At 57.9% G+C, this 21798-nt stretch carries 21 protein-coding genes; 17 read left to right on the top strand and 4 right to left on the bottom strand.

Translation table 11 applies throughout. The features are described from left to right. Nucleotides 1-34: 34 nt before the first annotated feature. Nucleotides 35-1312, top strand: a complete 1278-nt coding sequence (gene serS / locus AAFM46_RS15750; protein ID WP_343318747.1) for a serine--tRNA ligase — start codon at nucleotides 35-37, stop codon at nucleotides 1310-1312. Between the two features lie 213 nt (nucleotides 1313-1525). Continuing rightward, on the top strand, nucleotides 1526-2371 hold the full coding sequence (locus AAFM46_RS15745; RefSeq protein WP_283528981.1) for an HAD family hydrolase: 846 nt from the start codon (nucleotides 1526-1528) through the stop codon (nucleotides 2369-2371). Nucleotides 2372-2443: 72 nt separating this feature from the next. Here the strand turns inward: AAFM46_RS15745 and AAFM46_RS15740 are convergent, their stop codons facing one another. Beyond that, the gene (locus AAFM46_RS15740) at nucleotides 2444-2932 is read right to left on the bottom strand and encodes an inorganic diphosphatase (RefSeq protein WP_283528983.1); all 489 of its coding nucleotides are present in this window, start codon (nucleotides 2930-2932) and stop codon (nucleotides 2444-2446) included. Nucleotides 2933-3119: 187 nt separating this feature from the next. Here AAFM46_RS15740 and dacB point away from each other — a divergent pair, with 187 nt between their 5' ends. The 15 genes from dacB to AAFM46_RS15665 all read left to right on the top strand — a co-directional run bounded on the left by dacB (nucleotide 3120) and on the right by AAFM46_RS15665 (nucleotide 18698). After that, nucleotides 3120-4550 carry a D-alanyl-D-alanine carboxypeptidase/D-alanyl-D-alanine-endopeptidase gene (dacB, locus tag AAFM46_RS15735; RefSeq protein WP_343318745.1) on the top strand — a complete coding sequence of 477 codons (1431 nt, stop codon included), beginning with the start codon at nucleotides 3120-3122 and terminating at the stop codon, nucleotides 4548-4550. A 55-nt stretch (nucleotides 4551-4605) separates the two neighbouring features. Continuing rightward, nucleotides 4606-5802, top strand: coding sequence for a zinc-dependent metalloprotease (locus AAFM46_RS15730; RefSeq protein ID WP_283528988.1), 1197 nt, complete (start codon nucleotides 4606-4608; stop codon nucleotides 5800-5802). Nucleotides 5803-5877: 75 nt separating this feature from the next. After that, entirely contained in the window at nucleotides 5878-6990 is a 1113-nt protein-coding gene (gene tilS / locus AAFM46_RS15725; RefSeq protein WP_343318742.1) for a tRNA lysidine(34) synthetase TilS, read from the top strand. Nucleotides 6991-7043: 53 nt separating this feature from the next. Further along, a complete protein-coding gene (gene hpt / locus AAFM46_RS15720; protein WP_283528992.1) occupies nucleotides 7044-7595 on the top strand; it encodes a hypoxanthine phosphoribosyltransferase in 552 nt (183 codons plus the stop codon). A gap of 318 nt (nucleotides 7596-7913) precedes the next feature. Continuing rightward, nucleotides 7914-9989: an ATP-dependent zinc metalloprotease FtsH gene (ftsH, locus tag AAFM46_RS15715; RefSeq protein ID WP_283528993.1), complete on the top strand. Its 2076-nt coding sequence runs from the start codon at nucleotides 7914-7916 to the stop codon at nucleotides 9987-9989. A 98-nt stretch (nucleotides 9990-10087) separates the two neighbouring features. After that, nucleotides 10088-10648, top strand: coding sequence for a GTP cyclohydrolase I FolE (folE, locus tag AAFM46_RS15710; RefSeq protein WP_283530099.1), 561 nt, complete (start codon nucleotides 10088-10090; stop codon nucleotides 10646-10648). A gap of 11 nt (nucleotides 10649-10659) precedes the next feature. Continuing rightward, nucleotides 10660-11634, top strand: a complete 975-nt coding sequence (gene folP / locus AAFM46_RS15705) for a dihydropteroate synthase (RefSeq protein WP_343318739.1) — start codon at nucleotides 10660-10662, stop codon at nucleotides 11632-11634. Next, the gene (gene folB, locus AAFM46_RS15700) at nucleotides 11634-12092 is read left to right on the top strand and encodes a dihydroneopterin aldolase (protein WP_343318737.1); all 459 of its coding nucleotides are present in this window, start codon (nucleotides 11634-11636) and stop codon (nucleotides 12090-12092) included. The genes folP and folB overlap by 1 nt, the downstream gene beginning before the upstream one ends. Continuing rightward, a complete protein-coding gene (folK, locus tag AAFM46_RS15695) occupies nucleotides 12089-12613 on the top strand; it encodes a 2-amino-4-hydroxy-6-hydroxymethyldihydropteridine diphosphokinase (RefSeq protein ID WP_283528997.1) in 525 nt (174 codons plus the stop codon). The genes folB and folK overlap by 4 nt, the downstream gene beginning before the upstream one ends. 94 nt (nucleotides 12614-12707) lie before the next feature. Further along, on the top strand, nucleotides 12708-13223 hold the full coding sequence (locus tag AAFM46_RS15690) for a DUF3180 domain-containing protein (RefSeq protein WP_343318735.1): 516 nt from the start codon (nucleotides 12708-12710) through the stop codon (nucleotides 13221-13223). Continuing rightward, nucleotides 13192-13737 (top strand): PH domain-containing protein, encoded by a 546-nt coding sequence (locus AAFM46_RS15685; RefSeq protein WP_343320477.1) that lies wholly within the window; start codon nucleotides 13192-13194, stop codon nucleotides 13735-13737. Before AAFM46_RS15690 ends, AAFM46_RS15685 begins: the two co-directional genes overlap by 32 nt. Beyond that, on the top strand, nucleotides 13734-15275 hold the full coding sequence (locus AAFM46_RS15680) for a PH domain-containing protein (RefSeq protein WP_283529003.1): 1542 nt from the start codon (nucleotides 13734-13736) through the stop codon (nucleotides 15273-15275). The genes AAFM46_RS15685 and AAFM46_RS15680 overlap by 4 nt, the downstream gene beginning before the upstream one ends. Continuing rightward, a complete protein-coding gene (locus tag AAFM46_RS15675; RefSeq protein ID WP_283529005.1) occupies nucleotides 15265-16191 on the top strand; it encodes a DUF2520 domain-containing protein in 927 nt (308 codons plus the stop codon). The genes AAFM46_RS15680 and AAFM46_RS15675 overlap by 11 nt, the downstream gene beginning before the upstream one ends. A gap of 52 nt (nucleotides 16192-16243) precedes the next feature. Further along, entirely contained in the window at nucleotides 16244-17188 is a 945-nt protein-coding gene (gene panC / locus AAFM46_RS15670; RefSeq protein WP_343318734.1) for a pantoate--beta-alanine ligase, read from the top strand. 229 nt (nucleotides 17189-17417) lie between these two features. Continuing rightward, entirely contained in the window at nucleotides 17418-18698 is a 1281-nt protein-coding gene (locus tag AAFM46_RS15665; RefSeq protein ID WP_343318732.1) for a dicarboxylate/amino acid:cation symporter, read from the top strand. A 41-nt stretch (nucleotides 18699-18739) separates the two neighbouring features. On the opposite strand, the gene AAFM46_RS15660 is transcribed toward AAFM46_RS15665, so the two are convergent. The 3 genes from AAFM46_RS15660 to AAFM46_RS15650 form a co-directional block, all read right to left on the bottom strand. Then, nucleotides 18740-19249, bottom strand: a complete 510-nt coding sequence (locus tag AAFM46_RS15660) for a TetR/AcrR family transcriptional regulator (RefSeq protein ID WP_343318730.1) — start codon at nucleotides 19247-19249, stop codon at nucleotides 18740-18742. A gap of 228 nt (nucleotides 19250-19477) precedes the next feature. Then, nucleotides 19478-20410, bottom strand: a complete 933-nt coding sequence (locus AAFM46_RS15655) for a ribokinase (protein ID WP_343318728.1) — start codon at nucleotides 20408-20410, stop codon at nucleotides 19478-19480. Then, nucleotides 20407-21777 carry an MFS transporter gene (locus AAFM46_RS15650; protein WP_343320475.1) on the bottom strand — a complete coding sequence of 457 codons (1371 nt, stop codon included), beginning with the start codon at nucleotides 21775-21777 and terminating at the stop codon, nucleotides 20407-20409. Before AAFM46_RS15650 ends, AAFM46_RS15655 begins: the two co-directional genes overlap by 4 nt. Nucleotides 21778-21798 lie beyond the last annotated feature (21 nt).

Genomic DNA, 21798 nt, shown 5'->3' with positions numbered 1-21798 from the left:
CCGTGAAGTTGTTTTGATTGGATAGGCTAAGGGAGTGATCGATGTACGAGACCTCTGCGAAAATCCTGAAATATACCGTGCCAGCCAGCGTGCCCGCGGTGCCGAACCGTCTGTGGTGGACTCCATCATCGCCGCTGATAGCGCCCGCAAGGCCGCAATTACCTCTTTTGAGGCACTGCGCGCCGAGCAGAATGCGTTTGGTAAAAAAGTTGCGAAAGCCAAGGGTGAAGAAAAGCAAACTCTTCTGGCTGAGGTCAAGGAGTTGGCGTCCGCAGTAAAGGCCGCCTCAGCCGCCTCTGATACGGCCGCTGCCACGGCCGATTCGCTTTTGCGCAGTATGGCCAACCTGATCTCAGAAGGTGTCCCCGAGGGGGGCGAGGATGACTTCATCGTCCTGAAGACCGTTGGTACCCCGCGTGAATTCCCGGACTTCAAGGCCAAAGACCATCTGGAAATCGGTGAACTCATCGGTGCCATCGATATGGAACGTGGTGCCAAGGTTTCCGGTTCGCGTTTCTACTTCCTTAAGGGAGTGGGCGCACGCCTGGAACTGGCGTTGTTGCAGATGGCTATGGACCAGGCCATCGAGGCCGGCTTTACACCCATGATCACCCCCACTTTGGTCCTGCCTGAAACCATGGCCGGCACAGGCTTTGATGTTGAGCACGACGCAGAAATTTATCGCCTGGCCGAAGACAACCTGTACTTGGTGGGCACTTCCGAGGTGGCTCTTGCGGGCTACCATGGCAATGAAATCATCAACGTTCAGGAACCCCTCAGGTACGCCGGATGGTCCTCCTGTTACCGCCGCGAAGCCGGTTCGCACGGCAAGGACACCCGCGGTATTATTCGCGTCCACCAGTTCAACAAAGTGGAAATGTTTGTTTACACCACTGTGGAGAAGGCCGCGGAGGAACACCAGCGCCTGCTCGCATGGGAAGAGGAAATGCTTGCCAAGGTGGAGCTGCCCTACCGTGTCATTGATACGGCGGCAGGTGATTTGGGTGGTTCCGCAGCCCGCAAGTTCGACTGTGAAGCATGGGTTCCTACGCAGGGGGACTACCGTGAACTGACCTCCACCTCTAATTGCACCAGCTATCAGGGACGCCGTTTGAATATCCGCGAACGCCTCGCAGCGGACGACGGCGGCAAGGGTGGCACCCGCGCGGTTGCTACACTCAACGGCACGCTAGCAACCACTCGCTGGATCGTGGCCATCCTGGAACACCACCAGAACGCCGACGGCTCCGTCAATGTCCCTGTTGCGCTGCGCAAATATTTGGGTGGCATGGAAGTGTTCCCGGTCCTGTAGCGGAACGGCTACTAACGCCTGTTTCTGCTGGCGCTGTCTGTGGCAGGTTTCTGCCGCGAGGTGAACACCGGGTTAATACTCACAGTGTGCATAAGAGTGTGAGTATTAACTCCTCTCACTCCTAGGCCCAGTAGCAGCTATTTACCCACTGTTCATTCAATGATGTGGGCCACGCCATGGCAACTTCAAAGCACGCTCTGTTCTACTTGAGGTATGACAATTACTGCAAATTCCGCAAAACCTGGCATCGATGACCGGTCAATAGCAACACAGAACTTCCTGGTGGCCCTTGATGTAGACGGCACCCTGGTGGACCATGACGGAGTAATGACCGACACTGTTAGGCACGCTGCTCGCGCCGTTGTCGCAGCCGGTCACGAGGTCATTATCTCCACCGGGCGCTCCTTAGGCGCAGTGCTGCCCGTCCTTGAGCTACTGGGCTTGGTCCGCGGCTACGCCGTGTGCTCCAACGGCGGTGTGACCCTCCGGCTGGATCCCGCACTGGATCTTGGCTATGAAATTATTGACCGCGAAACGTTTAGCCCCAAACTAGCCCTGACCACGTTGCGAGAAAAAATCCCTGGCGCGCGCTTTGCCTTGGAAGATGCCAATGGGGACTTTCTCTCAACCTCCCGTTTCCAAGACCCCAGTTTCGGCATTGAAGCCCGCGGGGTGGACTTCCATCACTTGCTAGAAGCTGAGGCGGTGCGGGTTGTGGTCAATTCTGCCGAGGCCAGCACGGCAGAATTTAGTGCCGCCATTGCCGCAGCCGGCCTGCATGGGGTGACCTACGCGGTGGGTTGGAGCGCCTGGCTGGACATTGCCGCAATGGGCGTCACCAAAGCCTCTGCGCTGGAGAAGCTGCGCGTGAGGCTGGGCATCACTCGGGAACTGACAGTCGCCGTGGGTGATGGTTCCAATGACATCGATATGCTTCGTTGGGCAGGCAGGGGAGTTGCCATGGGCCAGGCCGAACCGGACGTGAGAGCCGCAGCAAATGAGATTACGGCCTCCGTATACGACGACGGTTTGGCCACCATCCTGCACAGCCTGCTCTAGCCCGAGCCCTTTTGGGTTGAAAAGCGGCGCCACCTGTGAAGGTGAGCGCCGCTTTTTTGTTTCAGGAAATAATTAGTGCTGGGTGTCTTTGAACCGTTGAATGGATGCGTTCAGCTCGGTCTCCGCGGCGGCGCGGTTGTCCCAGCCCGCAGCCTTGACCCATTTGCCGGGTTCCAGATCCTTGTAACGGGTGAAGAAGTGCTCGATTTCCTTGACCAAGAAATCGTCCACGTCGGAGAGCTCCTGGATGTGATCAAAACGCTTGTCATCAACAACACACAAAACCTTGGCGTCTCCGCCGGATTCATCGGTCATGTTAAAAACTGCGATGGGGCGGGCATCAACAACTACGCCCGGGTGCAGATCAAAATCCTGCAGCATCACGAGTGCGTCAAGAGGATCGCCGTCTTCGCCCAGAGTGTCATCAAAGAAGCCGTAATGGGTGGGGTACGCCATGGACGTAAACAGCACACGGTCCAGGCGTACACGGCCGGTCTCGTGGTCAACTTCATACTTAACACGTGATCCACGGGGGATCTCGATAGTGACGTCGTGCTTCATCGTTGTGCTCCTGAATATGTTGGTGTGCGAGACCGGGCGAGCCCGCGCACAAAAATTCCGTCTAGACTGAGGATATAGGCGCTTTCGCTGCGCCGAAACCCGCCTGGACCTTCTAGGCCCATTATTGCCCAATTCCTGCAGCCAATTGCACGCAGGGACCATCACAGACGAAGGAATTGCCTGCAGTATGGGACGCACGTCAAAAGTGGTGACGAGCGGCCTGCTCGTATGTGCACTCGCCGCTGTGAGTGTTCCCGTGGGCCTGCAAGTGATCCCGGCGTTCTTCCCGCTTGACCCGGGCTCGGTAGTTGTGCTGCCGGCGGCACAGCAGGCACCCACATCACTTGGCGAAATTTCCGGTGTCTCCCCGCTTGCGGCCACCGCGCCCATCCCCGATCCTGGTGCGCTTTCTGCCGGGTTGAAGAAAGCCTTGATGTTCGACGGCGAGGGAACCTTCAGCATGTACGTCACCGATGCGCTGACAGGCGAGACGCTGTTCTCCCAGGACGGCGAAAAAGCCAGGACTCCTGCCTCTAACCTGAAACTTTTGACAGCGGGTGCCGTTCTTAAAACGCTCGGACCAAGCACACAGTTCAGTACCCAAGCCATAGCAGGGTCCAAGGCCAATGAGATTGTGTTATTAGCCGGTGGTGATTCGCTGCTGACAGCAGGTGCCAGCCGAGCGGACTCAACGATGGGGCACGCTGGACTGGCCACCTTGGCGCAGCAAACCGCTAAAACTCTGGCAACGGCGGGAGTCACAGGTCCAGCAACGCTGAGCATTGATGACACTTTGTTCACGGGACCTGCATTGAACCCCAAGTGGGGTGATGGTGATGTTGAGGTAGGCGAGATTGCCCCCATTTTCCCCATGGCACTTTATGCAGGACGCTATATCCCGGGAGTTTTATCGGGTCCTCGTCCCCAAGATTCGGCTGTTGCCGTGGCGGAAGCGTTTGCACAGGCGTTGGAGGATGCAGGAGTTAAAACAACCGGGGCCATCACCCGAGGCAAGGCACCTCCTCCGGCTGATGGTGCGGGGACAAATCAGCCTGGTGCGGTACTTGGGACCGTGAAATCGGCCAGTGTCACCGAACAGGTCAGGTACATGCTTGAAGAGTCGGATAATTACGTAGCCGAAGTTCTTGGCCGTATGACGGCGGCGAAACTGGGCAAGGAAGCCAGTAACTCTGGGGCAGTGGCCGCGGTTCGACAGGTGGTTCAGGAGCTGGGGCTGGAGATGACAGGTATTTCCATCACAGATAATTCCGGTCTGGCAGCCGGGAACTTGATCAGCTCCCAGCAGCTAGTTCAGATGCTGTCTCTGATGTTGGCGGACCCGGCAGCAGAGATTGGCCAGGCCCTGCCTGGCCTTCCCATCGCAGGGCTCACAGGTTCTTTGGCGCACCGTTTTGTTTCAGCACCATCGCTTGACGGAGCAGGGTTGGTCCGCGCCAAGACCGGATCCTTGAACCTTGTCACATCGCTGTCAGGCTACGTAGTGAACTCACAAGGGCGCATACTTGTCTTTTCAATGATGGCTAACGGATTGACCGGTGGCCCCATCCCCGCCCGGTCAGTGGTTGACAGAGCCGCGAGCGTCTTGGCGTCAAGCTAGGGGCGCAGGGCGCAGGGGCCAGCAGGCAGTCAGGGTTTTGTGGTCTGATGGTTCCATGACTCCGCAGAGCAACTCCGCAACGACACCGTCCACTTCTCCCAGCATGGTCAATTGGGAGTTGGCCGCTAAGACGGCCGCCAACTTGGCACCGGCCGGTCCGGCGCTGACCGGTTCCGAAATCTCCGCAGCCGTGGACAACCTGCGCCTGATGGCTGAACGCTCAGTTCCATACGTGCATGAAATCAGTCGGCTTGAGGCCGCCAAGGACTTGCATGACTCCGAGGTACTGGTGGTAGACCGGGCCTCATGGGCCAAGGCCAATACGCAAAGTTTCGCCGTCATGATGGACCCCGTGCTGCGTGCCGTGGCAGCCAAGCAGGCCCAGAGTGCACAAGAAGCCGGGGGGAAACCGGTCCCCGGGGGCTCAAGCACGGCCGTGAGTGCCACCGTCACTGGTGCACAGCTGGGCGGCGCCCTGGCGTTTCTCTCTAGTAAAGTGCTTGGGCAGTATGATCCTTTCTCCGCGCTGGCGCCAGCTACTTCCGATCGAGAGCAGGCAGCGGGTGGGCGCCTTCTTCTCGTGGCGCCAAATATCATCACCATCGAACGCGAACTGAAGGTGGCACCGGCCGATTTCCGCCTTTGGGTGTGCCTTCATGAGCAAACCCATAGGGTGCAATTCGCCGCTGCACCCTGGCTTCGCCACCACATGCTCAGTGAGATTGAAAAACTGGGGGCACTGTTAGTGGGGGATTCGGAGAACTTTGGGGAACGCATTATGCAATCCGCCAAGCAGCTTGGCAGCAAGTCCAGCAAGCCCAAAGAGTTGGCGAAACCGGGTGAGGGTTTGCCATTGGAAGATCAACCTCGTGGCGGGGTTCTGGATTTGCTTCAGAATCCTGAGCAAAAAGCGGCACTTTCACGCCTGACGGCTGTTATGAGCCTGCTTGAAGGACACGCCAACGTTGTGATGGACGGTGTTGACCAAAGCATTGTTCCTACAGTGCGTACTATCCGCCAACGCTTCAACAGCCGAGGAAAGGACCGAGGCGTTGTTGAAAAATTCTTCCGAAACCTTCTAGGTCTGGACGCAAAAATGCGCCAGTACAGTGACGGTGCCAAGTTTGTCCGGGATGCTGTGGCAGTGGTTGGCATGGAGGGGTTCAATCATGTGTGGACGCAGGCGGAGAACCTGCCCACAGAAAAAGAAATCCACAACGCCCGGCTTTGGGTTGAGCGGATGGGTTTGTAATTGCGTCCCGAAACGAGAACAAGAAGCCCTCAACCGCGCCGCCGCCTTGACCCCACCGTTGGCAAGGCTCGGGCCATGGTGGGGGAACTTTTGGGACTGAAAACCACAGGTAAAAACCGCGAGGTTCAGAACCCGCCCCTAATCTTGGTTGGTTGCAGCGGCGGGCCGGACTCGCTTGCGTTGGCTGCTGTTTGCGCGTTCTTTGCCAAACGTGGGGAAGTTCGTGTTGGCGCCGTCGTGGTTGACCATCAGATGCAAGCCGGCAGCGCCGAGGTTGCTCAGGCTACTGCGCTCCAGCTCCGCACGCTGGGACTGAACCCCGTACTTGTGCGCGAAGTTGAGCTGGACTATGACGGCGCCGGCCCGGAAGCGGCTGCCCGGGCTGCTCGCTTTGGGGCGCTTGAGGCCGCGGCGCATGAAGTGGGTGCTCACAGTGTGTTGTTGGGACATACCCTCGATGACCAAGCCGAATCGGTGTTGCTGGGACTCGCCAGAGGGTCAGGGACGCGTTCGTTGGCCGGCATGCGGGCACGCCGGGGGATCTATCTACGACCCTTTTTGGGACTGCGCAGAAGTGAGACTTTGGCCATATGTGATGCGTTAGAACTCACGCCATGGCATGACCCGGCCAATCAAGACCCGGCATACCTACGGGTCAGGGTCCGAAACGAGCTGATCCCCCAACTACGGGCCGAGCTGGGCCCCGGGATCACCGAATCCCTGGCCAGATCAGCGAACATTTTGGGTCATGACGCGGACTTTCTTGATGAGCTTGCCGCAACCGAATACAACAAAATTGCCATCCGGACCAGCGCGGCCAACCACACCAGCATAGCCAGAGACACGGGTGATTCTCCGGGGAAACTTGCGGAAAACCGTGCTGACAACTGCCGGAAAAACCATGCTGATGACAGTGGCGCTGATGAGATCATCCTGTCCGAAGATGCGCTCAGATCAGCGGCTCCGGCCCTGAGGATGAGAATGTTGGCGCTGGCCGTCGTCGAACTTGGCGGAGTCCAGCCAAGCCTTGAGCGACTCGGTGCGGCCGAAAAATTGCTGGACCGAACAGGCTCTGCCGGGCCCGTTCAACTCGCAGGAAAAGTCAGTGCCTACAGAATCTCCCGCAACCAGAGTGTTCCCCACGAGGGCCCCGGCTATGGGAAGCTAGTTCTTAGACGCAACACGTAAGCGCCCAATAGTACTAAAACCAGTACCAAAACCTTCACAATCAGGAGTCATTGGTGGATTCACAAGACGTCCAAGCCGATCTTAAGCACGTTCTCTATACAACAGAACAAATTCAAACCCGCGTAGCCGAGCTGGCCGCACAGATTGATGCTGACTACCAGGGCCGTGACGTCCTCTTGGTCGGCGTACTCAAGGGTGCTGTCATGGTTATGGCGGATTTGTCCCGGGCCTTGCACAGTCACGTCACCATGGATTGGATGGCGGTTTCCTCCTACGGCTCCGGCACCCAGTCCTCAGGTGTTGTGCGTATCCTGAAGGACCTTGAAACGGACCTCATGGGCAAGCACGTACTCATCGTTGAAGACATCATTGATTCCGGTCTGACCTTGTCATGGCTGCGAGCCAACCTGATGTCACGTGGACCGGCATCCGTTGAAATTTGTACTTTATTGCGTAAACCAAAAGCCGCAAAAGTTGAGATTGACGTTAAATACGTTGGCTACGAGATTCCCAACGAATTTGTTGTTGGTTATGGCCTTGATTTTGCTGAAAAGTACCGCAACCTGGACTTCATCGGCACCTTGGCTCCGCACATTTACGAGTAGTCACATCCGCGCGTGAGCGGATGTGGGCATGAGCCTGCCCTTGGGGGCGATATTTTTTGTAGGTGAGGAACAGCAGACCCTCAAGCCGTTGGTGGCTGACGGGTCGCAGATTTGCCAAGGAAATCTCGGCCCCAGGGCGGGCTGTTTGCGTCTAAGGCACCGTTTAGCGGGAAATCTTTATGCCCACAGGGAACTAAAGGCAATTCCTGTACGTGTACTTAGGCGAACGGTGTAAAGCTATTACTCGAGGACGTCTCGCAGCGTCTTGTACAGGTATGAATTGGTTGAGCGGGAGGGACGAGGCCTAGCCTCGAACACATGAAAGTCAAAAAACTCTTCAAAGGTCCATTTGTCTGGATCATTGTGGTGGTTGTGCTCATTGGGGCCGGCCTATTCACGTTGACTGGCACAGGGCAGAGCCGCGTCGGCACTTCTGAAGCCTTGGACCTGCTCAAGAATGACAAAGTTGTCTCGGCCAAGATTTTTGGGTCCGAAGGCCGCGTGGACTTGGTCCTCAAGGACGACTACACAACGCTCGATGACCGCAAGGCTGGCAAGAACGTCCAGTTCTACTACGGCGGCTACCGGGCAACCACCATGGTTGATGCTATTGACAATGCCAAACTGGAAAAATTTGACGACCAGCCGGCGTCCAATAACTTCTGGTCAAGCATGCTTTCCTTGCTGATCCCTTTCGTGCTGATCGGCCTGATTTTCTGGTTCCTGTTCTCCCGCATGCAAGGCGGCGGCAACAAGGTCATGCAATTTGGCAAGTCAAAGGCCAAGCTGCTCACCAAAGACCACCCGCAGGTGACGTTCAATGACGTTGCGGGCGCGGATGAAGCGGTGGAAGAACTCCACGAAATTAAAGACTTCCTGCAGAACCCTGACAAGTTCACCGCCGTTGGCGCCAAGATTCCCAAGGGTGTTCTTCTGTACGGGCCTCCCGGAACCGGTAAAACCCTTCTGGCCCGTGCCGTGGCAGGCGAAGCCGGCGTACCGTTCTACTCCATCTCCGGATCTGACTTTGTTGAGATGTTTGTTGGTGTGGGTGCCTCCCGTGTCCGTGACCTCTTTGAGCAGGCCAAAACCAACGCCCCAGCCATCATCTTCGTTGACGAGATCGACGCCGTGGGCCGTCACCGTGGTGCCGGGATTGGCGGCGGCAATGACGAGCGCGAGCAGACGCTGAACCAGCTGCTGGTTGAAATGGACGGCTTTGATGTAAAAACCAACGTCATCTTGATTGCCGCCACCAACCGTCCGGATGTCCTGGACCCCGCCCTGCTGCGGCCAGGCCGCTTTGACCGTCAAATTCCTGTTGAGGCGCCCGATCGTTTGGGCCGCGAACAAATCCTGAACGTTCACTCCAAGGGCAAGCCCATGGCGCCCGGTGTGGACTTGAACGCCGTTGCCAAGAAGACACCCGGTTACACGGGTGCTGACCTGGCGAACGTTCTTAACGAGGCCGCACTGTTGACTGCCCGCTCCAACGCGCAGCTCATTGATGACCGTGCCTTGGATGAGTCAATTGACAGGGTTATGGCCGGGCCGCAGAAGCGCACCCGCGTCATGAAGGAACTGGAACGCAAGATCACCGCCTACCACGAGGGTGGTCACGCATTGGTGGCTGCGGCCATGCACAATACTGCCCCCGTCACCAAGATCACCATTCTGCCTCGTGGCCGTGCGTTGGGCTACACGATGGTTGTTCCCGAGGATGACAAGTACTCAATCACGCGTAATGAACTGCTCGATCAGATGGCGTACGCGATGGGTGGCCGTGTCGCTGAGGAGATCGTGTTCCACGATCCCTCAACCGGCGCCTCAAACGATATTGAGAAAGCCACCGCCACCGCCCGTGCCATGGTTACCCAGTACGGGATGAGTGAGCGGATTGGTGCCGTGAAGCTTGGCTCCGGCGCAGGCGAGCCGTTCATGGGTCGTGACGCTGGCCAGGATAGGGGCTACTCGGAGTCTGTTGCCGGGGTTGTGGATGAAGAGGTTCGCAAGCTTATTGATCAGGCGCACGACGACGCCTATGAGGCGTTGATAGCCAACCGCGATGTCCTTGACCGTTTGGCTCTTGAACTCCTTGAGCGTGAGACCCTGAACCAGGCTGAGATCGCGGAGATTTTCACGAATCTGCGCAGGCCGCCCCAGCGCAAGGTGTGGCTATCTAAGGATTCCCGCCCCGTCTCTGATCTGCCCCCTGTCATTACCGACAAGGAACGCCGTCAGGCGCTGGAAGCGGGTGTCCCTGCTCCGGATGCTACCTCCCCTCAGGACCAGCTTGCCAACGCCCACCTGGACGGTGAAGTAGATGCGCCAAACTCCCAGCAAGGCATCAATCTTGGCAAGGGCGATACCCCGCAACTGCCAGGACAGTCATAATCGGCGATAGAATCACATCCGTGACTGATTACGACGACGAACTCGACTTCCAGCAGGGCGGTGCCAATGGCGCCGCCCTCGCGGGTGACGAAGCTGGGATGGATCTGCCACGTATTGAGGCGGCAGTCCGGGAGATACTTTTAGCTATTGGTGAGGACCCGCAACGCAGTGGACTCCTCGACACTCCCAAACGTGTAGCCAAGGCCTACCGAGAAATGTTTGCCGGCCTGCACCAAGACCCAGCCGATGTTTTAGGTACAACTTTTGATATTGCCCATGAGGAAATGGTGCTTGTCAAAGACATCCCGTTTTATTCAACGTGTGAACACCACCTGGTGCCATTTCATGGCAGTGCGCACGTAGGTTACATCCCGTCGTCGGACGGCAAAGTCACCGGGTTAAGCAAGCTCGCGCGGCTGGTGGATATATTTGCCAAACGTCCACAGGTGCAAGAACGGCTCACGAGCCAAATTGCTGATGCTTTGATCGAACACCTCAAGCCCCGCGGCGCCATTGTTGTCGTTGAGTGTGAGCACATGTGCATGTCCATGCGTGGCGTGCGTAAACCAGGGGCCAAAACAGTCACAAGCGCTGTCCGCGGTCTGCTTCACGAGCCTGCCACCCGGGCCGAAGCCATGAGCCTGATTCTTGGAAGGTAACTAGACACACAATGGATTCTCTCGCAGCGGCACCCGGCACGGGGCCGGCCACTTCTCCTTTGCCTGTCCTTCGCGCCCGGCGGTCAAATGCAACATTTGCGGCCTTGCCGACGGACCGTCTGGTGGTGATGGGGATATTGAACTGCACCCCGGATTCCTTCAGCGACGGTGGCGATTATGACTCCACAGAGACTGCCATTGCGCACGGACTGCGGATGTTTTACGGTGGCGCAGACATTATTGATGTGGGTGGCGAGTCCACCCGCCCCGGCTCCCTCGAGGTCGATGAGCTCGAGGAGCAACGGCGCATCCTGCCCGTCATTTCAACCCTTGCAAAGGCTGGGGCGTTGATCAGTGTGGACACACGTCACGCCTCAACAGCTGCACTGGCACTGGATGCCGGCGCCGGGTTGATCAATGATGTTTCTGGTGCCCGCGTCCATGAGGACATGATCGCGCTGATTGCGCAGCGTGCGGTCCCCTACGTCTTGATGCACAGCCGTGGGAACTCCCGTTCCATGGACTCCCTGACTCAGTACACGGATGTAGTTGATGACGTGGTGCGTGAGCTGGGCGAGGTGCGCGAGAAGTTCTATGCAGCAGGAGTTAGCCCTGAAAATTTGATCCTTGATCCGGGCATTGGCTTCTCCAAGAACGCCGATCAGAATTGGGAATTGCTGGCTAACCTGCATCGTGTGGCTGACATGGGCAACAAGGTATTGGTGGGGACCTCTCGCAAACGCTTCCTGGGTTCTTTGCTGACAAGTGCCGGAAAGGCTGCCGCACCCAAGGAACGTGACGACGCTACATCGGCAACCACAGCACTTGCCGGTACCCAGGGTATTTGGGGTGTTCGCGTGCACGACGTTGGAGCGAGCCTTGACGCCGCGAAGGTTGCCGCCCGGCTCCTAGTTGGCAACGCTAACCGCAACGCCCGGTTGGCGGCGGCGCGCCAGACAGAACCCTCCTGTGTGGATACACAGTGATGGGCCAAGACAGCATCAAGCTGACAAGCGTGACCGCCATCGGCTATCACGGCGTTTTTGAGCATGAGAAACGTGACGGTCAGCCGTTCATCACTGACGCTGTGTTGCATTTGGATGTCTCCGCCGCAGCTGCCACGGATGATCTGCACAAAACAGCAAACTACGGCGCTGTCGCTGAGACCATTGTGGCTATGGTGACAGGGCAAGCATTTGATTTGATTGAGACATTGAGTGTTCGCATGGTTGAGAAAATCCTCATCGACTTCCCCATCCTCAACGCCGTTGAAGTGACAATTCACAAACCCAAGGCTCCGATTCAGGTACCTTTTGGTGACGTGAGCGTCACTGTTTTTAGGTCCCGTGAACAACTCCGCGCAAGCGAGCTCGAGGCCGGAAAAGTCAAGGAAATCGAGTCTGTCACCAGTGAAAGCAAAGCCGTCCTGGCGGGTAAAGCGTGACTGCGCTCCACCCACTTACTCGAGCCATCCTGGCATTGGGAAGTAACCTAGGTGAGCGTGCAGGCACACTGCAGAGTGCCGTTGGGGACCTAGTTGATCCACCCGAAGTTCGGCTATTAAACGTTTCACCTGTTGTGACCACCAAAGCAGTGGGTGGGCCCGAGGGGCAACCAGATTTTCTGAACATGGTCATCGCCATTGAAACGGCGCTGACATCAACAGAACTTTTGGCCCATTGCCAAGCGGTTGAGCTCTCCCACCACAGAACCCGGACTGTTCGTTGGGGTGCGCGAACCCTAGACGTCGACATCATCACGTATGGGGAAGAAAGCAGTGTGGATCCAGTGCTAACCCTGCCTCATCCACGCGCTGCCGGTCGGGCCTTCGTGCTGTACCCGTGGTCGTTGATGGAGCCCAATGCCAAACTCAGTGGCTCTTCGGTGGCAGAACTGGCGGCCGCGGCACCAGACATGCCCGGCATCAGCGTTGAGCCAGATAACTCCGCGAACCAAGACTCCTAAACGGCAACGGGCGAACCACCGTCAGTAAAAATCCCAAAATGGGAAAAACCGGTACGGTTGAATGTGTAGTCCAACGCGAATCGAAGAGGCAACAATGAGAAGCACAATGCGGACCATCAGGCCTGCGTGGCTGGTGACGGTGACGGTTATTGTGGCCGCGGTTGGGTGGGCCACCACCGAGCTGACCTCACGCGCCAGCCTGGCCCTGCCGGTTCTACCTTTGAGTTCCTTGATCACCATGGCCCTGATCGCCGTAGTGTCCCTGGTCCTTGGCTTGAAGGTCCGTCGCTGGCGGGACGGAAATCGAGATAAAGCCCTGGATCCGCTGATGGCAGCCCGCACAGTGGTGCTGGCCCAAGCCTGCGCTTATGCTGGAGCCGTGCTTCTTGGCTGGCACCTGGGCATTTTAGTTGATCAGCTGCCCACCATTGCCATGCGCGCAGATCTGGCCGTGATCTGGCAGATGGTTGCCCTGATAGCGGGTGCCCTGGTGATGGTTGCCGTGGGCGTTATCGTAGAGCGTTTTTGTAAAGTTCCGCCCGAGGACAGTGAACCCACAGCAAAACCCCGCCCCAAACATGAGGGGCGAGGAGAGGAAGAATTTGCGTAAGCAAAAAAGCAGTCTGATTGACCCGCAAGACGTTACCTTTCTGCGCGTCTCTGACAGGCTCATCACGGCACGCTTCATTTCCAGTGGTATTGGCGCCCTGATATTTTTGGCCGTGACAGCAGTGCCGCTGACGCTAAAGCTGACAGGAGTCTGGAGCGGCTACCCGGCATGGTTAGCATGGGCAGCCCCTGCAGTAGTTGTCATCATCATTGTGTGGGAAATGATCCTCATCCCCCGACAGGTGCGTGCTATTGGCTATGCGGAACGTAACGAGGACCTACTGATCCGCGGTGGCATCATGTTCCACCGGGTCATGGTTGTGCCCTACGGTCGCATGCAGTATGTGGACGTGACCATGGGGCCATTGGAACGCTTGCTCGGGCTCAGCACCATCCACCTCCACACGGCATCCCCTGGCACTAATGCCCTGATCAATGGTCTGCCGGCAGTTGAGGCCGCACGCCTCCGTGAGCAGCTCTCTGCCCGTGGTGAGGCAAAATTGGCTGGCTTGTGAACGAGGAAGCTCGCGCTCATGAGCAGTTTTTCCGGACCGACGCCGAGGACTCCTGGCATCGAGTACACCCTGTCTCGCCCTTTGTCCGCGGCTGGGTTGCCATCGTTGCCGTTATTTTCGTTTTTGGCAGGAACTCGCTGAGTTCTCTATTTAGCGAGGATTGGGGCGGCGGTGGTTCCCCCACTGGTGGCGCTCCAGCGTTATTTATTGCGATGGTTGTAGGTGCTGCCATAGTCATTTTTGGTGTGGCGTTCTTCCTGTCGTGGCGCTTCACCCGCTACCAAGTAACCGATCAGCACGTGCACATTAACTCCGGTGTGGTGTTCCGGCAACAGCGCAGGGCCCGCATTGATCGGGTACAGGCGATCGATGTGGTGCAACCGCTGGTGGCAAGGATGTTTGGGCTTGCGGAACTGAAATTTGAAGTGGCCGACGGCGGGAAGTCGGCTATGAAACTCTCCTTCCTTAAGCTCACCGAGGCCAAGCGGCTGCGGGCAGCAATTCTTGCCCGTGCGGCAGGGGTGAGCGTTGATCCGCAAGCCCCGGAGCAGGTCCAGGAGGCCCCAGAGCATCACGTGCTTAGTCTGAATACAGGCCGGATTATTGGTGCGGCAGTTATCAGCAGCACAACAGTGTTTGCCCTGCTTGTCATTGCCGCAGCCGTGGTGGCCGTTGTCTGGAGTGGGAGCCCCGGAATCCTCGTTGCCGCTATCCCCATTTTTATCGGTATTGGGGCGGCGTACTGGAAATCCATCACGACAGATTTTAATTTCAGGGTTGCGGTTTCCCCGGATGGTGTGCGGCTCCACTATGGCATGCTGGAAACCCGTTCCCAGACTATTCCCCCTGGCCGAGTTCAAGCTGTTGGTATCAGCCAAGGACCTATATGGCGCCCATTTGGTTGGTATCGGGTACATGTGAATGTTGCCGGCTATGGCGCTGATGCCTCGGATAATGGTTCACGGACGGTGCTGTTGCCGGCTGGAACGCTTGAGGAAGTCATGACGGTGCTTTCGCTGGTGTTTCCGGATCCGGGAGTTGAAAATCCCTTTGACGTCTTCACCGCCGGGCTGCGCGGGCCGGGTAACACCGAAGGATTTGTTCACTCGCCGCGCTCGGCTCGTTGGATCGACCCTTTGGCATGGCGCTATAACGCTTTCCGGGCTACGCAGACGGCTCTGCTTTGCCGTCACGGAGTACTTTTTAGAAGGCTCCAGGTTGTGCCCCATGAGCGCACCCAGTCGCTGGGCCTGCGCCAGGGACCACTTATGGCAGCACTTGGTTTGGTCGACTTTGAACTGCATTCAACAGTGGGCCCTATCCGTCCACTGGTGCACCACATGTCGGTGGCAAACGCTCTGCAGCTATTCGATGAACAGGCCGTCCGGGCTGCCACGGCACGGCGTTTGCATCGCAACGAGAGATGGCTTGAATCTGAGGTAGACCCTTTTCCGGGGATCTCCACGCAGCCGCCGCGTTTAGTGAAGACAGCTGACGAGCAAAAATTCTTCCCAGAGGAGCATGAACGTGGCCATTAAGCCAGGCCGCCTTGGCATAGGAATCATCGGTGCGGGCAAGGTAGGTGCCGTATTGGGTGCGGCACTGCGCTCCGCCGGGCATGCTGTTGTAGGAGTGTCAGCTGTTTCGGAGGCGTCTTTAGAGCGTGCTGAACTGCTGCTGCCTGGGGTTCCGGTGCTTGAGGTCTCTGACATTGTTGAACGCGCGGAACTGGTTCTACTTGCCGTTCCGGATGATGTGTTGGCTGACTTGGTGGCTGGTCTTGGGGCCATGGGTGCCTGGCAGGTGGGCCAGCTGGTGGCTCACACCTCGGGTCGTTTTGGCACCGGCGTTTTGGCTCCGGTAAAAGCGGCCGGTGGAATTGCGTTGGCGCTGCACCCCGCCATGACGTTTACCGGAATGAGCCTGGATTTATCCCGGCTCTCCGATTGTTGCTTCGGGGTCACTGCGGACCCGGCCATGCTGCCCATCGCCCAAGCCCTTGTGGTTGAGATGGGTGCCGAGCCGGTGGTCATCGCCGAAGCTGATCGGGTCCTGTACCACGGCGCATTAGCCCACTCAGCGAACCATATGGTCACACTTGTAGCCCAGGCAGCACAAATTTTGGGTGATATTGGTGTGGAATCGCCCAACCAGGTCCTGGGACCGCTGCTGCGGGCCGCCTTGGAAAACGCTCTCACTTCGGGTGAATCGGCACTGACGGGCCCGGTAGCCCGGGGCGATGTTGGGACAATCGCGGCCCATTCAGCCGCGCTGCGAGAACACGCTCTTGACACGGGCTCGCGTGACGTACTGGATGCTTATCTGGCCATGTCAGGTGCAACGGCGGCCCGCGCGGCAAGACGCCGGCTCTTGTCCGCCGAAGCGTATTTAGGAGTCCAAGCAGCTTTGGCCAACGACGACGCTGAAACGGACCCCGGGGCACCGCTTAGCTAGTCATTGATACAAGTGAACAAGTGTTTTTCAGACCTTGCCGAAAGTGAAGATCATGAGTATTGCCCTAGTGAAAACCATCGCCGAACTCAAGGCTAGGACGGCGCAGCTGCTGCACTCTCGCGCGCAGAGCCAGGGCTTAAGCGCAGAAACGGCGATTCGCCCGGGCACGCTTGGGTTGGTTCCTACGATGGGGGCGCTGCACCACGGACACAGCGAACTGGCCGGCACTGCCGTTGCGGAAAACTCGGTGGTGGTTGCTTCGGTGTTTATCAACCCTCTGCAGTTTGGTGATGCCGGGGATCTGGCCCGTTACCCCCGGAGCACTGAAGCCGATCTTGCCCTGTTGGATCAGGCCGGCGTTGACTTCATGTTCTGCCCGTCCGTGGCGCAAATGTATCCCGGTGGTGAGCCGATGGTTAGAGTGACTGCTGGAAAAATGGGGGAGATTTATGAGGGTGCCTCACGTCCTGGACACTTCGACGGTGCACTGACAGTTGTCTCGAAGCTGCTGCATGTGGGGTTGCCCGACGGCGGCCTGGGCGCCCCCGAGCTGTCTGGGCGTCCGGCTTACCGGGCGTATTTTGGCCAGAAGGATGCGCAGCAATTGACCTTGGTGCGCACAATGGTGAAGGACCTGAATTTTCCTGTTGACATCGTGGCCGTGCCAACAGTGCGTGACGCGGATGGGCTTGCCTCCTCCAGCCGGAATCGCTTTCTCTCAACGCAGGAACGGGAGGCAGCTCTGGTACTTTCACGTGCGTTACGGCTTTTAAAGCAGCGTGCCGATGCCCATGAGCCACTTGATATCTTCTCAGCCGAGGAATTGGTCCGTAGCGCGCCCGGGGTGGAGCTGGATTATTTGGAAGTTGTGGATCCGCAGACACTTGCCGCGCGTGGTGAGAACTGCCAAGACACCCCGTTCACTGGAGAGGCATTAGCCCTTATCGCGGCCAAAGTGGGGGCTGTCCGGCTGATCGATAACATGCTCCTGGGCTGATCTCTAAAACTCGCGGACCACGATTTTTCCCGCCGCTTCCGTTGATATTGGAGATGATGACACCCCGGAGGGGGTGTCATCATCTCCAATATCAACGGAAGTTCCAGATCACGCACACCCGATTACGTGTTTTCCTCCCGCTCCGTCTAACATTGCTCAAGCGTGCCCTGCGCCACAATCGTGGTCCGTATTCTCGCGTTTTTGCAACTGCTTCGACCCGAGGATCACCATGAAACTGTTGAAATCAATCCCGCTACTTGGCTGGATTATCCTAGCCATCGTCCTAGGTATTCTTACGGGCCCGGTGATGCCCGTATGGCTCGGCAGCGTATTCATGACTTACAACTCGATCTTCTCGGGTTTCCTGGGCTTCGTTGTCCCACTGATCATTTTGGGGCTTGTCATGCCAGCCATTGCCGAGCTTGGCAAAGGCGCCGGCAAGTGGCTAGGGATTACGGCCTTGATCGCCTACGGGTCCACTGTCCTGGCGGGACTGCTCGCGTACTTCGTGAGCAGGTGGCTGTTCACCTCGACCCTCTCAGGGGGTGGGCTTGATGCGTTTGGTGATGAGTCCGGCTCGGGGTTCAGTCCCTACCTGACGGTGGTGGCCAGTGCCAGTGACTCGGCGACAGAGATTGTCCTGCCTCCCGTGATCGGCGTCATGAGTGCTCTGGTGCTCGCGTTCATACTTGGCATTGGACTCACAGCTTTCCACAGCAAGGTGCTCTTTCGCGGAGCCGTCGAATTCCGCACAGTCATTGAGTCAGTGATCCGGCGCATTATTGTGCCAGCACTGCCGCTATTTATCTTTGGCATCTTCATGGATCTTTCAGCCAGTGGCTCCGCCGTTACCGTTGTAACAAAGTTCCTGCTCGTAGCCGTTGTTTCCTTTGCCCTGACGTTCGTGGTGCTGCTTGCGCAGTACTCCGTGGCGGGGGCAATGTCCGGCCTTAACCCGTTCAAAGCACTATGGAACATGCGTGATGCGTATTTCACAGCATTGGGTACCTCATCCTCAGCTGCGACAATTCCTGTGACGCTTGCCTCTACCAAGAAGAATGGAGTTTCGGACTCGGTATCGGGCTTTGTCGTGCCGCTGTGTGCCACCATCCACCTGTCGGGTTCGATGGTGAAGATTACCTGTTTCTCAATCGCCGTCCTATTGCTCACGGGCGGCAGCGTCACCTTAGGCTCTTACCTGCCGTTTATCCTGATGCTCGGAGTGATGATGATTGCCGCGCCGGGCGTTCCTGGCGGTGCGATCGCTGCTGCCGCGGGACTACTTTCGCAGATGCTTGGGTTTGGCGAGGCCGAGGTGGGGCTCATGTTTGCGGCGTACATCGCGCTGGACAGCTTCGGCACGGCCACGAACGTGACAGGCGATGGCGCCATTGCCTTGATAATGAACAAGCTCACGCGGGGGCACTTGGGTAGCCAGGCGCAGGATCCGGCAGATGAAAATGTGGAAGCTGGAGAAGGCGGCACGGCCACCTCACACGCTCTGGCCTAGAGGTGGGGGCCTAGAGGTGGGGTGGCCTAGAGATGGGCGGCCTAGGGATGGGGCGGGAGACCAAGCATATCTTCCATCAGCTCAACACTCTGATCGAAGAGTTCCGCGTAATTGCTGAAGGCCCCTTCCAAGTGACCAAACACTTCTTGGCTGATGATGCCCAGCACTTGGCTCCAGGCGGTGAGGGCACGAATGAGAGTGGCAGGGGCAACTGTGCCGGCAGGGGCAACTGTGTCGGCAGTGGCCCGGTAGTCCGTGACGAACGAGCCGTAAATCAGGGTGAACTCTCGTGGGTGCGCTACCGCCCAATCTCGGACCGACTGGCATACGGCACGCCACCGGCCGCTGTGATCGCCTCTAGGCGTGTTTTTGACTGCTTGTTCTGCCTGCTCGCCCAGGGCGTCGTAGGCCCCAATGATCAACGCTGTGAGCAAAGCATCGCGGTTCTCAAAGTACCGATAGAGCCCAGAGGGCACCATCTCCAACTCCTGTGCCACCGCTCGAAGGGATAACTCACTAGCCCCGACAGTGGCTAGTTGGCGGTGAGCCACGTCCAGGATTTCTTGGGTCAGGGCAGTGCGAGCTCTAGCGCGCGCGGTTCCAGATGCAGTCGTGGATTTAGCGTAGCGGTATGAGAACGCTCGACTACATAGTGAACGGTGTTCTTTAGGTGTTCGGTGAGGTTGGAGATGATGACACCCCATCCTCCGGGGTGTCATCATCTCCAACCTCACCGGGGTGGGGCAGGCGGCAGGGGGCAGTGGCGGTGGATGAGGCGGTTAGAGGTGCGCCTGGAGCTGATCTGCCGTTGGGTAAGCGGCTTGAGTGCCCTTCTTTGTTGCGGCCAATGCTGCGGCAACTGATGCGTAGCGGGCGGCTTCAATCAGGCTGTCCCCAGCTGCCAATCGCGCGGCAACAGCGCCGGTAAAGGCATCTCCGGCCCCGGTGGTGTCTACAGCGTCAACCTTGGTTGGCGATATCCGAACCACCTGCTCGGAGGTGTTCAGCGAATCCAGCACAACGGATCCGGCAGCTCCTAAAGTGAGAAGAACCTTGTGCAGCCCGCGCTGGCCAAACTGCGCTATTGCACCATGCCAGTCAGTGACCGGGGCGTCCTGGGCAGGCATGTCAAAGCCGTCAAGGAACTGGGAAGCCTCGTGGGAGTTGACGAGCAAAACATCGGTAAGCTCGGCCAGTTCCTGGGTGATGGGAGCGTAAGGCGAAAGGTTTAGCAACACTGTTGCTCCGGCGTAGTGCCCGGCCTGTGCGGCGGCTTGGACGGTATCCAGGGGAACCTCCAGGCATAGACAAACCACCCCCGCATCAGCAAACACGGCTGGAGACATGTGGTCAGCGGACAGTGTTCCGTTGGCTCCGGCGGAGATAATGATGGTGTTCTCGCCGTTGGCATCCACGGAAATCACGGCAACACCTGTGGGCTCAACGACCTGCTGAACATGGCTGACATCAACGCCAGCGCCGGCCGTTGAAGCAAGTAACATCCGGCCATTGTCATCGCGCCCAACGGCGCCAAGCAAGGTGACAGTGCCGCCCAACTTGGCGGCGGCAACAGCCTGGTTGGCGCTCTTGCCGCCGGGATTGACGGCAAAACCATTGCCGTGCAGAGTTTCTCCCGGAGAAGGGAGCCGTTCACAATATATGGTGAGGTCGGCATTGAGCGAACCCGCCACCACTATTTTCTTTGTGGTCATGGTGCAACCTCCGCATCAAGGGGTTTGGGCACTAGCAGGGAGGCGGCAAAAGCTGCCGCCGTGATGGCGATCGCCACGAGAACTACGCTTAGATAAGAGCCATGGCCATTGAGCGGGCCGGTCGCCACCAGAATCGCCGGTAGAACCAAAAAGCTCAGGCCGGCACCCAGGTTGAAGGCTCCGGCGTTCATGCCGGGCAGGAAACCGGGGTTGCCCTCGGGGGAGAGGACCACGCCAAGGCCATTGAGCATGATGTTCACGGTACCGGCGTACATGATTCCCAGCAAGACGGTGCCCGTAATCATCCATGGCAAGCTATGCAGGCCCAAGAATCCGATGATGGCCAGCGCTGCGATGCTACCCAGCAGCCCAACCCGCAACATCTTGGTATAGCCAAAGACGGGTGCGATCCGGCCGGTAATAGGTCCAAAGAGCCACCCCAGCAACGCGTAGGGAGTCAGGATCAACAAACTCATCTGGGTTGCGCCAATTCCAAAGCCGGGGTCCACTGCTTGGACGAACGCCGGAACAATTCCGTTGATTACGGCAAAGATGCCTGTCATTGTCAGTGTTGTTGTTAGAAGTGGGGCCCAGGTGGAACGTTGGCGCAGATGTACTGTCTCAACCATGGGATGTGTGGAGCGTTTTTCCACAGCCCAGAAGGCCATGAAAGCAATAACGGCAAGCACGCCCAGTGCCAGTGCACTGAGCAGTGGACCGGTTTCCATGCCACCAACCAATTTGGTGGCCTCATTCAAAGCAGTCAGAAGGGCGCCGACGGCAACAACAATGAAGAACACGCCAAGCCAGTCCATTGTGGTGCCTTCGCCGGGTTTGCTCTCTCCTGCCAAAACGGCGATCAAGACGGTGGCGATCGCGGCAATGACAACCATCAGCCAGAAAATACTCCGGAAACCAAAGTGTTCGGCAAAGTAGCCGCCCACAAAAGAATCAATGCCAGCGATGCCTCCGTTGACGGCCGTGATCAGGCCCATGAGTGCGCCGTACTTTTTGGGATCCTTAACGGCTGAGTGCAGCATGATCAGGCACAGCGGAACGGTGGGTCCGCTAATGCCTTGGATGATGCGGCCAACAAACAGCCACGTGATATCCGGTGCCATGGCGGAAATGACCGAGCCAATGCCCATCAGGACCATCATGGCGATGAGCACCTTCTTGCGCCCGATGATGTCGCTCAAGCGCGGCAAAAATAGTGAGAAGACGGCTGCCGCTGTGAAGAACCAGGTCTGGGAAAGGCCAATCGATGCCTGATCGGTTCGCAGTTCCTCACCCATTGTCACAAGTGCCGGGCTGAGCATTGAGGCGTTTAGCTGGAAAGCCACACAGGCCGTCAATAATGCAATCATTAAAGCCGTGACGTTACCGGG

This window comes from Arthrobacter sp. TMP15 (genome assembly GCF_039529835.1).
Lineage (GTDB): Bacteria > Actinomycetota > Actinomycetes > Actinomycetales > Micrococcaceae > Specibacter.
The sequence above is the reverse complement of the archived record's forward strand: the minus strand, read 5'-3'. Positions and strand labels throughout refer to the sequence as shown.

Coding starts and splice junctions, on each gene's coding strand:
- AAFM46_RS15655 (WP_343318728.1), bottom strand. CDS start 20,410: ATGACCACAAAGAAAATAGTGGTGGCGGGTTCGCTCAATGCCGACCTC.
- AAFM46_RS15740 (WP_283528983.1), bottom strand. CDS start 2,932: ATGAAGCACGACGTCACTATCGAGATCCCCCGTGGATCACGTGTTAAG.
- AAFM46_RS15685 (WP_343320477.1), top strand. CDS start 13,192: ATGAGGGGCGAGGAGAGGAAGAATTTGCGTAAGCAAAAAAGCAGTCTG.
- folP (WP_343318739.1), top strand. CDS start 10,660: ATGGATTCTCTCGCAGCGGCACCCGGCACGGGGCCGGCCACTTCTCCT.
- AAFM46_RS15690 (WP_343318735.1), top strand. CDS start 12,708: ATGAGAAGCACAATGCGGACCATCAGGCCTGCGTGGCTGGTGACGGTG.
- dacB (WP_343318745.1), top strand. CDS start 3,120: ATGGGACGCACGTCAAAAGTGGTGACGAGCGGCCTGCTCGTATGTGCA.
- AAFM46_RS15650 (WP_343320475.1), bottom strand. CDS start 21,777: ATGATTGCATTATTGACGGCCTGTGTGGCTTTCCAGCTAAACGCCTCA.
- ftsH (WP_283528993.1), top strand. CDS start 7,914: ATGAAAGTCAAAAAACTCTTCAAAGGTCCATTTGTCTGGATCATTGTG.
- AAFM46_RS15745 (WP_283528981.1), top strand. CDS start 1,526: ATGACAATTACTGCAAATTCCGCAAAACCTGGCATCGATGACCGGTCA.
- tilS (WP_343318742.1), top strand. CDS start 5,878: ATGGTGGGGGAACTTTTGGGACTGAAAACCACAGGTAAAAACCGCGAG.
- folB (WP_343318737.1), top strand. CDS start 11,634: ATGGGCCAAGACAGCATCAAGCTGACAAGCGTGACCGCCATCGGCTAT.
- panC (WP_343318734.1), top strand. CDS start 16,244: ATGAGTATTGCCCTAGTGAAAACCATCGCCGAACTCAAGGCTAGGACG.
- AAFM46_RS15730 (WP_283528988.1), top strand. CDS start 4,606: ATGACTCCGCAGAGCAACTCCGCAACGACACCGTCCACTTCTCCCAGC.
- folE (WP_283530099.1), top strand. CDS start 10,088: ATGGATCTGCCACGTATTGAGGCGGCAGTCCGGGAGATACTTTTAGCT.
- AAFM46_RS15665 (WP_343318732.1), top strand. CDS start 17,418: ATGAAACTGTTGAAATCAATCCCGCTACTTGGCTGGATTATCCTAGCC.